Below are 11,747 nucleotides of genomic sequence, written 5' to 3' on the forward strand. Positions count from 1 at the left end.
TGGTAGACCCATTTTCATGATCAATACATCGCCATTGCTGAACTACGTTACAAGCCATCATGATATTAAAGCCATTAATCAATGGCGAACGGATGTAGAAAAGCAATTGCAGGATTCATATGAAAATGGGCAATCTATCCGGGAAGTGATTAAAGCACGCTCAGACCTCGTTGACGAAGCACTGATCTTTTTATGGAAACATGCTGAACTTGATCAGACAGGGCTAGGTCTTTTTGCTGTAGGTGGTTATGGGCGCCGTGAAATGTTGCCCTATTCCGATGTTGATATAATGATTTTATCGGAACATGAAATTAACGAAGAAAATGAAAAACGTATCTCTACTTTTATTTCTTCATTATGGGACGTTGGAAACTTTAAACCCGGCATTAGCGTTCGCACCATTCAAAGTTGTGTTGAACAAGCTGCTACCGATTTAACTGTTGCAACTACACTCATCGAAGCTCGTTTAATTACCGGTAATAATCAACTTGCAAAATGGCCGCGTCGTATTGTTTCGCAAACGTGGACAGACAAAACCTTTTTTGATGCAAAAATGGCTGAACAAGCCAAGCGTTACCACCAACACAACAATACTGAAAGCAACTTAGAACCTGACATTAAAAATGCGCCTGGCGGCATTCGTGATATTAACCAGATTGGTTGGATTGCTAAGCGTCATTTCCGCGTAAACCGCATTTATGACTTAGTTCATTTAGGCTTTATTTCAGAATTTGAATTAAACGTTTTAGAAGAAGCTGAAAGTTTTCTTTGGGAAATTCGTCACCATTTACATCGCTTAGCGAAGCGTGATGAAAACCGTCTTCTGTTCGATCATCAAAGAGAAATTGCGGCTCAATTTGGTTACGCCCGTCAAGAAGGTCAGCCTGTAAACTACGGTGTTGAGCAGTTCATGAAACGCTACTACCGTACGGCCCAACAGGTTTCAACACTCAATGAAATGTTATTGGCCTATTTTAGCGAATCAGTTATTACTCCACGCTTACCAAATTACGAACGTAAAATTGAAGTCGTTAATGACCACTTTAAGATTGTCGACAATAAACTTGCCGTACAGCACCACAAAATCTTCGCAGAACATCCAAGTGCTATTTTAGAACTATTCTATATTTTGGCTAATCGACCAGATATTGAAGGTATTCGCGCTCGTACTTTACGCTTACTTATTCTTGCTGCAAAACGTATTAACCAAAATTTTCGAGATAACCCTGAGCATCAAGCCCTATTCATGTCAATCATTCGCTCGCCTTATCGTCTATACGATACTTTGGTTGCGATGAAACGATATGGTGTTTTAGGAAACTATATTCCAGCCTTTGGTCAGATTATGGGCCTTATGCAATATGACCTATTCCATATCTATACAGTTGATGCTCACACATTATTATTACTGCGCAATTTAAACCGTTTTAAAGAACCTGAATTTGCCAAAGAATTCCCTGTTGTAAGCTCAGTTTTCCAACGTCTCGCCCGTCAAGATATTGTATTTATAGCTGCATTATTTCATGACATTGCCAAAGGTCGCGGTGGAGACCATAGTGAACTTGGTGCAGAAGACGCGATCGAGTTTGGACGTGCGCACGGTTTTACAGAGCGTGAATGTAAATTAATTGCATGGCTCATCCACAACCATTTGCTCATGTCGCTAACAGCTCAGAAAAAGGATATTTCCGATCCGGATGTTGTTAAAGATTTTGCCGAAAAACTTGGCGATATGGAACATCTTGATTATTTATATACCTTAACAGTTGCAGATATTAATGCGACAAATCCAAAACTGTGGAATACATGGCGTGCCTCGCTTATGCGTCAACTTTATACGCATGCCCGTGATGTCATTCGTACAGGTTTAAGTCGTCCTGTTGACTATCAAATGCTGATTGAAGACACCAAATTTGCAGCAAGCGAATTACTGGTAAATAACTTCTCATTGGCAGACGTTGAAAAAGTATGGCAAGAACTGGGCGATGAATACTTCATTAAAGAATCGGCAGATGAAATTGCATGGCACACTCAAGCAATTTTGAAACACGGCGATAATCCAGAGCCATTAGTACTCTTACGTGCTCACCGTAAAGCTGCGCAAGATGCCGTGCAAATCTTTATATATACGCGCGACCAACCCAATCTTTTTGCAACAACTGTGGCAGTTTTGGACCGTATGAACTTAGACGTTCAGGATGCAAAAATTATCACAGCAAGTACCGCATTTAGTTTAGACACCTATGTGGTGCTGGATCGCTTTGGTACATTGCTAACCGACCCCGAACGCGAAGAAACGGTTAAAACCGCATTAGTGAAGGCGCTTAGTCAGCCAGACCAATATCCGGGACTTATGCAACGCCGTATTCCACGTCAACTACGTCACTTCGATATTGAAAATACAGTTGACGTAACATTGAATGAAGCGTTACAGCAAAATATGGTTGAAATTTCAACACTCGATCACCCCGGCCTACTTGCACGTGTAGGTGGCTTATTTATGATGCAAGGTTTAGACATCCATTCAGCTAGAATTGCAACTTTAGGTGAACGTGCAGAAGATATTTTCTTTGTCACGAAAAAAGATGGAAAACCGTTAAATAACGAAGAGGTTAAACTCTTCTCGGAAAAGCTTAAAGCTGCATTAGATGAAGCATCTAATCAAATTTGTCAGCACTGAAACTCAACTACTTGGTAACTGTTTAATGAACTCTAGCTTGTCGTTATTGCACCCATATCCATTTGAAAAGTTAAACCAGCTTTTTAAGGATACTACTCCTGCTAACCTTCCCTTGATCCCTCTATCAATTGGTGAACCAAAGCACCCAGCACCAGAGTTTGTTAAACAGGCAATTATTGACAACTTCAATCATCTATCAACTTATCCAAACAGCAAAGGCTTACCTGAGCTTCGCCAAAGTATTGCAGACTGGCTCACTAAGCGCTTTAAACTTAATAGCATTAGTGCTGAAAACCACATTTTGCCAGTATCTGGTACGCGTGAAGGGATTTTCTCATTTGTTCAGGCGCTCATTAACCGTGAAGATGCTCCGTATGTGGTAATGCCGAATCCGTTTTATCAAATTTACGAAGGCGCAGCTCTACTTGCGGGCGCAAAACCTTATTTCATCAATTGCACCGAAGAAAATGGTTACTTAGGTGATTTTGATGCTGTACCCGCAGAAGTATGGGAAAAAACTGCCCTTCTTTTTGTATGTACGCCGGGCAACCCAACTGGCACTGTGCTTTCTAAAGAACAATTCAAAAAGCTAATCGCGTTATCTGATCAATATAATTTTGTTATTGCTTCTGACGAATGTTATTCAGAACTTTGGTTCGAGCAAGCACCTACTGGTTTATTAGAAGTATGTGCAGAACTTGGTCGTGATGACTATAAAAACTGTATCGTATTTCATTCACTTTCTAAACGCTCAAACTTACCGGGTTTACGCTCGGGTTTTGTAGCGGGTGATGCAGAATTATTAAAACCATATTTGCAATACCGTACCTATCATGGTGCAGCAATGCCTGTTCAACATCAGCTTGCATCAATTGCGGCATGGAATGATGAAAACCATGTTGAAGAAAACCGTAAGCAATATCGTGCAAAGTTTGATTTATTTCAAAACGAACTAGGTCACTTATTACCTCTGCAAAAGCCAGATGCAGGTTTCTATTATTGGTTAAAAGTCGATAACGATGAAACTTTTGCCAAGATGTTAATGGAAAAAGCCCATATTAAAATTTTACCGGGTCGTTATTTATCTCGTGACACAGATCAAGGTAACCCTGGGGAAAATCATGTACGTATGGCTTTAGTTGCCGATTTAGCGCAATGCGAAGAAGTAGTTAAGCGTTTAAAAGCAATTCTTTAAGCATACATAAGTTGTATAGCCTTCATAATTATTTAGCATGAAGGCTATACAACCGACATTAACTATAAGCAATGAGTAAGATTGCAAAACATATAAAAGCCAGACTAGAACAATAATATAAGCCTATCGCTGAACGTTTAATCTGTTCTAGAACTCGATTTTGAAGCAATAACCGAACCAACAGTAAGTTCCAACCAAGTACGACTCCAGTCATCCACGTACTCATCAGAAATTTTTGAACTAAACTAAATTGATGCTGAATAAGCAGCATTAAGCTACTATAAAACATAATATTTTTGGGATTAAGAAGACTAGATTGTATTCCCAACATTAAGCTCTTAACTTTATCCTGATGTTGATACTCTTGATCAATCAAATCATTTTTTTCAGTAGCAAAAGTTAAGGTGCCAGCGCGAGCAGCCTTAAAACAAAGATAACTCAAATAAACCAAATACCCTGCCCCAAGCCACTTAAGTACTAAAAGAATGGTCGTACTCAAATTTCCAAGTAACATAAATCCAAACATACATGCCATTAAGATTAAGGCATTGCCAAACGTAATTCCTGCAATGACACCATATGTATAGCGTACCCCCTTTTGCAAAAGACTGGTGAGGATAAGAAAAAAATCAGGTCCCGGAGATAGCAGCGCTAAAAAGTGAGTAAAGGCAATAACTAAAAAAACTTCCATAACGATTTCATCTTTAAAACTGTATGGAATAGCTTAAAAATAGAGAAAAATAATTTATTGTAAATTATTGCGCGGCTGCCAGTTGAAACTGACGAGGAGTGATTCCAGTATGCGCTTTGAAGGCTTTATGAAAATGGCTCTGATCACTAAAGCCCAAACTTACTGCCAACTCCACAAGCGAAATCCCTTGTTTCAATTGAGCTCTGGCTTGATTAATCTTTAAATTAATTTGAAATGCATGGGGTGTTAAGCCAACATTAGCTTTAAATAGGCGAATAATTGCATATCGACTAAGACCTACCTGCTGTGCAAGCTCTTCTAGAGAAATAAATCGTTCGGATGATTTAATAATATGAATTAAGTCCAAGAAGTCCTCATACAAATATTGAGTTTTCTGTATTTCTTCTAATATAAAATGAGGGAGTAACAACTGAGTAAGGCAATAGATAAGCGACTGTTCTTTTTCAAGAATCAATCTTTGAGAGTCAAATAAAGTTTTATTCATCCCAGAAAAAGCCTGATATAAAGACTCATCTTTAATAATGAGAGGTTTATGCTGGGGTAAATTTAAATCAAAGCCCTCTTTTTGAAATTCGGCATACCATTGATTAAGCCAAGATATATCCAGATGCAACATCTGGTAACTCCAAGCCTGATCAGGTAATGGGTTACAAGAATGTTCTATGTGCGCAGGTACAATGACTAAGGTACCAGCAGAAATCTTTTGTGCTGTACCAAATGAACTTTGAAAAACGCTATTCCCTTCATCTATAGCTCCAATAGAAAATGTTGGATGACTATGAGACTTATAACATGTTCGACTAAAACAAGATTTTCTGGCTTCAACATAAGGCATTCGCCCATCTTGCCAAAACTCAAATGCTTGAGGAATAGCGTTCATTCAATTTATTAACTTGCTAATGCTTTTTCAATATCAGCTTCTAATGCTTCTGGTTTAGTCGTAGGAGCATAGCGATTAAGCACTGTGCCATCTCTCCCTACCAAAAATTTAGTAAAGTTCCATTTAATAGTACTACTGCCTAAAATGCCTTTCGCTTCACGCGTCAAATATCTAAAAATCACGTGGGCTTCTGGTCCTTTTACATCTACTTTTGCAAACATCGGGAATTTCACCCCATAGTTGCGTTGGCAGAACGTACCGATTTCTTTATTATTACCCGGATCTTGCCCGCCAAACTGGTTGCAGGGAAACCCTAAAACTTCCAAGCCCTGATCTTTATATTTCTCATAAAGTTTTTCAAGGCCAGCAAATTGTGGTGTAAAACCACATTTACTTGCAGTATTTACAATTAGTAAAACTTTACCTTTGTAATCAGCTAATTGCTTAACTTCACCCTCTAACAGTTCAGCTTCAAACTGATAAATATTACTCATGGATAGGTTTCCTCATCATTTTTTTCTTGTGATTTAAGTTGTAATGATGCCGAGTTTACACAATAGCGCAAACCAGTCGGCTGTGGTCCATCTTCAAAAACATGCCCTAAATGGGCTTCGCAATCATGACAAACAATTTCTGTTCTGACCATACCATGCGATAAATCGTCATGTTCTTCAATTGCAGTTGGCTCAATCGGTTTAAAGAAGCTAGGCCAACCACAACCACTGTCATATTTAGTATCTGATGAGAACAATTCTGCACCGCAGCAACGGCAGACATAGGTGCCATGTTGCTTAGTATTCCAGTATTGCCCCGTAAATGCAGGTTCAGTGCCCTTTTGTCGTGTGATCCGATACTCTTCTGGTGATAACTCTCTTTGCCATTCCCGGTCTGTTTTATTGACTTTTCCCATGACATGCACCTTTATTCTGAAGTAAACATTTCTGATGATTGAGTTTTATATTTACGCCATTCCTCGCAAAAACACTAGTCTCTGAACGTAAAATTTGTTGGAATTTAATCACCTAAGCAATAGAAAGCAAAAGGTAAGCAAAATTCAAAATTAAAAGTAAGCAAATTTATATTTTATTTTCTTCCAAGGAAGCAAAGATGGTGCTATTCTTGTTCGGCACGGTTGTATAGGACAAAACATGTCTCAGAAAAAAAGTGTGCTTTTCCAGCAACTATTACCAGTTATCAAACAGTATCAGCAATCGGGCTTTACCCATGAAAAAATTGTTGAATTACTAAAAGATCAACACGATCTGAATTTGGTAACAGTTAAAACATTTAAAAGTTATTTATACCGATATGCAAAAGTGAATCCAGCTATGTCTAAAAATACTGCTATCCTCCAATCCATGCCAACTTCTCGAGAAATAAAGAAATCATCGAAGCTTGAGCATGTTTGTTATGACATTCGCGGACCAGTATTACGAGCCGCCAATGAAATGGAAGAGCAAGGACATAAAATCATCAAGCTCAATATCGGCAACCCTGCTCCGTTTGGTTTTGAAGCTCCACAAGAAATTATTAATGACGTTGCTTTAAACCTACCAAATGCGATTGGTTATGTTGACTCAAAAGGTATCTTTCCAGCACGTAAAGCTATCTGCCAGTATTATCAACAAAAAGGCATCCTAAATATGCACGTGAATGACGTGTATATTGGTAATGGTGTGTCTGAACTTATTGTAATGGCGATGCAAGGCTTGCTTGATGATGGCGACGAAATGTTGATTCCAATGCCGGATTATCCGCTTTGGACAGCAGCTGTTAATCTTTCAGGTGGTACAGCAATTCACTATAAATGTGATGAAGAAAATAGCTGGTATCCAGATATTGCTGACATTGAAAGCAAGATTACATCGAATACTCGCGGTATTGTCATCATTAACCCGAACAACCCTACTGGTTCAGTCTATCCACGTCATATTCTTGAACAAATTGTAGTGCTGGCAAAAAAATATGATCTAATTTTATTTGCTGATGAAATTTACGACAAAATTATTTATGACGGCATTGAACATGTTTCAGTAGCCTCATTAGCTGGCGACCAGCTTTGCGTATCTTTTAATGGTTTATCAAAAGCTTATCGTATTGCAGGTTTCCGTTCAGGCTGGATGGCAATTACCGGAGATAAAAGCCGCGCTGCTGACTATATCGAAGGTTTAGATATGTTGGCGTCAATGCGCCTATGTGCAAACGTTCAAGCTCAATATGCGATTCAAACTGCTTTAGGCGGTTATCAATCAATTAATGACCTGATTCGTCCAGGTGGTCGTTTGTACGAACAGCGTAATATTGCTTGGGAAATGCTAAATGAAATTCCTGGTGTAAGCTGTGTAAAACCAGATGGAGCAATGTACTGCTTCCCTCGCCTCGATCCAAACATCTATCCAATTGAAGATGATGAAAAATTAATGCTTGATTTGTTACGTGCAGAGAAAGTGTTACTGGTACAAGGTACGGGCTTTAATTGGCCAACTCCAGATCATTTCCGTGTGGTTTTCTTACCGGCCGAAAATGAATTACGAGAGGCAATCACTCGTTTAGGTCGTTTCTTAGCCAATCGTCGTTAAAAAAATGCATATCAAAAAAGGCATCTTAAATTGGATGCCTTTTTTGATAATTTTATTTAACTAATTTAAGAAAAGAATAATTATAAACACCTCCACACTTTCATTTTCCCTAAAATAAAAAATTGAATTTAAATAACTTTTATTAAAAATTTAATTTATTTAATCTTTAAATTCTGTTTAACAATTTATTTCTATATTTTTTACCATACGTTTAAATTTGTGCGTAATTTCACATTTCGCCCAATCTTCATTATGCAAAAAATGCATGGATCAATATTTTTTTGCATTTCACACTGCTTCAAAATCGAGCAACAATCCCCCTCCATAACAACATCACCATATTCGATTCGGTTAAAACAGATACAGGTATCTAGGAAGATAAAATCGGTAGAACGACCGGACTGAACTAACAAGGAAAGCTTTCAATCATTCAAATCCCATCAAAGAATGATTGAATCAAATGGATAGAGGTTCATATGAAGCAAAAGAAATTGCTCAAGTATATTGTTATTGCTATTTTACTTGGCGTACTGACAGGTTGGATTTGTCACCACTTCTTCAATGAGGGCGAACAACTCAAACAGATCGCTTCTTATTTCAGCATCGGCACAGACATCTTTTTACGCCTCATCAAAATGATTATTGCTCCATTGGTATTTGCCACAATTGTTTCAGGCATTGTATCAATGGGGAAATCTACATCAATTGGTAGTATCACACTCAAGTCAATGACTTGGTTCATTACTGCTTCGTTTGTATCGCTTGCTATCGGAATGGGTTTAGCAAACTTTTTCCAACCTGGTGCAGCTCTAGATTTAGCACTACCAACAGCTCAACAACTTAGTGGCGCTTCTCTCCCAGCGACCACTGGCTTTACGCTGCAATCATTCTTAAGTCATGTGTTTCCACGCAGTATTGCAGAAGCAATGGCAAATAACGATATTTTACAAGTACTTGTTTTCTCAATTTTCTTTGGTTCGGCACTTGCTTTTGTAAATCAAGGCAACGAGAAAGGGTCTGTTTTTGTTCGTTTGACTGAAGAACTTAGCAAGATCATGTTCCGTATTACTGATTACGTCATGATGTTTGCACCTTTTGCAGTATTTGCTGCAATCGCTTCAGCAATTACAGTACAAGGTTTAGGCTTGATTGTTGACTACGGCATTTTAATCGCTGAGTTCTATTTCGGTCTTCTGCTACTTTGGATCATTTTGTTCTCTGTTGGTGCAATCGTACTTAAAAAAGATATTTTCCGCTTAGGTAAACTCATTCGTGAACCTGTAACTCTTGCTTTTGCTACAGCTTCAAGTGAATCTGCCTACCCTAAAGTAATGGATGCACTCAATAAATTTGGTGTACCTAAAAAGGTGACTAGCTTTGTATTACCGTTGGGTTATTCATTTAACCTAGATGGTTCAATGATGTACACCACATTTGCGGTACTCTTTATTGCTCAAGCTTACAACATCGATCTTAGCTTCACTCAACAAATCTTAATTCTGCTAACTCTAATGGTAACAAGTAAAGGTATTGCAGGTGTATCACGAGCTTCAATTGTAGTTATTTCAGCAACACTCACCATGTTCCATTTACCTGAAGCTGGTATTCTTTTATTGCTTGGTATCGATCAGTTCCTTGACATGGGTCGTACTGCCACAAACGTAGTAGGCAACAGTATTGCTACCGCTGTTGTTGCTAAGCTTGAAGGCGAAAAAGTAGCAGATACTGAAGAGCTACCAGAGCCTGTATTAATTAAATCAACTCAAGAACAAACAACCGCTTAAGTTTCTCTTTTCTCCCACTCTCCCAACTTAAGAGCAATTTTATATGACCTTATAAAATTGCTCTTCTTTTTATTCTAAAATTAAACAATAAAAATTTATGTGTATTTCCATATTAAATAATGAACTAAATAATGTATTTTCACTTCTATTAAATTTTCTTAAAATAAACCTTAAAAAGAGAATAAAAATCACCCAAACAGAATTTATATTCTTAGAAATAAACATCAATTGATTAATTTTTAATTCATTTCATTAATAATTAATTATATTAAACTATTGAAATTACTATTTAGTTTAACTATCAAAAAATCCATATAATTTTATTAATAAATAATATTATATATAATCAATAACATATAAATACCAAATGGTAAATAAAAACTATATCAAACCCATTATTTTTAAATTTTATAATAGTGATAAAATTATTTACCTCCTTTATATTAAAAACAAAAAAAATTAAGATAAATTAGAAAAACTTAATAGATTTTTTATTTTATTCATGATATTTATTAACGCTAAATAAAGGCAATGACTAAGCAATTGTTGATGAAACAAAATGCTATTCAGGGATGCTTCTTATTCAAACAAGTTACGAATATGTTTTACATGGTATGTGTTTTGCTTAGGAAAAGCTGACATATTCGACAAACTTTTTTACTTTCGTCACTTCATAAGGATATTTTCGATGTTGACTAAAACTGTTAAATCTTTAGGTTTAGCGATGGGCTTATTGGCCTGCTCTCTCCCACTTTACGCAAAAAATAATGTAGTTGTTGTAGCCACTGGCGGTACTATCGCGGGTGCTGGCGCAAGCTCAGCAAACAGTGCAACCTATACTGCTGCAAAAGTTCCAGTTGATGCCTTAATTAATGCTGTTCCACAAATCAAAGATTTGGCGAATGTCACCGGTATTCAAGCATTACAAATCGCTTCTGAGAGTATTACTGATAAGGAATTATTGGAAATTGCTCGTCAAGTAAATGAACTGGTAAAAAAACCATCTGTTAATGGTGTCGTGATTACTCACGGTACAGATACTTTAGAAGAAACAGCGTTTTTCTTAAATCTAGTTGTTCACACTGATAAACCTATTGTACTTGTTGGTTCAATGCGTCCTTCAACTGCTCTTTCAGCAGACGGACCACTTAACCTTTATAGCGCAGTTGCTTTAGCTGCTTCTGATGATGCAAAAAATAAAGGCGTTATGGTTCTTATGAACGACTCTATTTTTGCAGCGCGTGATGTCACTAAAGGCATTAACATTCATACAAATGCTTTTGTTAGCCAATGGGGCGCTTTAGGTACGTTAGTTGAAGGCAAGCCATACTGGTTCAGACAATCTGTAAAACGTTTTACAAATGCTTCAGAATTTAATATTGAAAATATTAAAGGCGATGCACTTCCAACTGTACAGATCGTTTACGGTTCAGACTCTATGCTTCCAGATGCATATGAAGCGTATGCAAAAGCAGGCGCTAAAGCGATTATTAATGCAGGTACTGGTAACGGTTCTGTACCAAAATATATCGTACCAACTTTACAAAATCTTCACGACAAGAACGGTATTCAAATTATCCGCTCATCACGTGTTCCACAAGGTTTTGTATTACGTGATGCAGAACAACCTGACTCTAAATATGGTTGGGTAGCAGCACATGACTTAAACCCTCAAAAAGCGCGTATTCTTGCTGCATTAGCTCTTACTAAGACTAATGACGTTAAAGAAATTCAACGTATGTTCTGGCAGTACTAAGTTTTTCAACCAGCTTAAACCTTGGTGTTTGAGCTGGTCATATTTTATAAAAATAATGTCTTTTATATTAAAACTGCACAATAGATGTTCAACTCATTCTTCTTAAATAATAAAATCCTTAACAGTTTGCCAAAATATTAACCATTTCCTTTTAACTTTGC

At 37.3% G+C, this 11,747-nt stretch carries 9 protein-coding genes; 5 read left to right on the forward strand and 4 right to left on the reverse strand.

Annotation, left to right across the window (positions count from 1 at the left end):
• Window positions 1–16: 16 nt before the first annotated feature.
• Together glnD and dapC are read left to right on the forward strand one after the other, a co-directional pair.
• On the forward strand, window positions 17–2,680 hold the full coding sequence (gene glnD, locus F968_RS10475; protein ID WP_004792881.1) for a [protein-PII] uridylyltransferase: 2,664 nt from the start codon (window positions 17–19) through the stop codon (window positions 2,678–2,680).
• A gap of 25 nt (window positions 2,681–2,705) precedes the next feature.
• Window positions 2,706–3,875, forward strand: a complete 1,170-nt coding sequence (gene dapC / locus F968_RS10480) for a succinyldiaminopimelate transaminase (protein ID WP_034596620.1) — start codon at window positions 2,706–2,708, stop codon at window positions 3,873–3,875.
• 58 nt (window positions 3,876–3,933) lie between these two features.
• On the opposite strand, the gene F968_RS10485 is transcribed toward dapC, so the two are convergent.
• The 4 genes from F968_RS10485 to msrB form a co-directional block, all read right to left on the reverse strand.
• A complete protein-coding gene (locus F968_RS10485; protein WP_004792884.1) occupies window positions 3,934–4,566 on the reverse strand; it encodes a LysE family translocator in 633 nt (210 codons plus the stop codon).
• A 64-nt stretch (window positions 4,567–4,630) separates the two neighbouring features.
• On the reverse strand, window positions 4,631–5,467 hold the full coding sequence (locus tag F968_RS10490; protein ID WP_004792886.1) for an AraC family transcriptional regulator: 837 nt from the start codon (window positions 5,465–5,467) through the stop codon (window positions 4,631–4,633).
• 8 nt (window positions 5,468–5,475) lie between these two features.
• The gene (locus tag F968_RS10495) at window positions 5,476–5,961 is read right to left on the reverse strand and encodes a glutathione peroxidase (protein WP_004792887.1); all 486 of its coding nucleotides are present in this window, start codon (window positions 5,959–5,961) and stop codon (window positions 5,476–5,478) included.
• Complete coding sequence (gene msrB, locus F968_RS10500; protein WP_004792889.1) at window positions 5,958–6,377, reverse strand: peptide-methionine (R)-S-oxide reductase MsrB; 420 nt, start codon at window positions 6,375–6,377, stop codon at window positions 5,958–5,960. Before msrB ends, F968_RS10495 begins: the two co-directional genes overlap by 4 nt.
• 238 nt (window positions 6,378–6,615) lie before the next feature.
• Between msrB and F968_RS10505 the strand changes: the two genes are divergently transcribed.
• The 3 genes from F968_RS10505 to F968_RS10515 all read left to right on the forward strand — a co-directional run bounded on the left by F968_RS10505 (window position 6,616) and on the right by F968_RS10515 (window position 11,586).
• Window positions 6,616–8,046: a pyridoxal phosphate-dependent aminotransferase gene (locus F968_RS10505; protein ID WP_004792890.1), complete on the forward strand. Its 1,431-nt coding sequence runs from the start codon at window positions 6,616–6,618 to the stop codon at window positions 8,044–8,046.
• A 476-nt stretch (window positions 8,047–8,522) separates the two neighbouring features.
• Entirely contained in the window at window positions 8,523–9,830 is a 1,308-nt protein-coding gene (locus tag F968_RS10510) for a dicarboxylate/amino acid:cation symporter (RefSeq protein ID WP_004792892.1), read from the forward strand.
• A 688-nt stretch (window positions 9,831–10,518) separates the two neighbouring features.
• The gene (locus F968_RS10515) at window positions 10,519–11,586 is read left to right on the forward strand and encodes a type II asparaginase (RefSeq protein ID WP_004792894.1); all 1,068 of its coding nucleotides are present in this window, start codon (window positions 10,519–10,521) and stop codon (window positions 11,584–11,586) included.
• Window positions 11,587–11,747: the final 161 nt, after the last annotated feature.

Source organism: Acinetobacter sp. NIPH 817, from assembly GCF_000368405.1.
In the GTDB taxonomy this organism is placed as follows: Bacteria; Pseudomonadota; Gammaproteobacteria; order Pseudomonadales; family Moraxellaceae; genus Acinetobacter.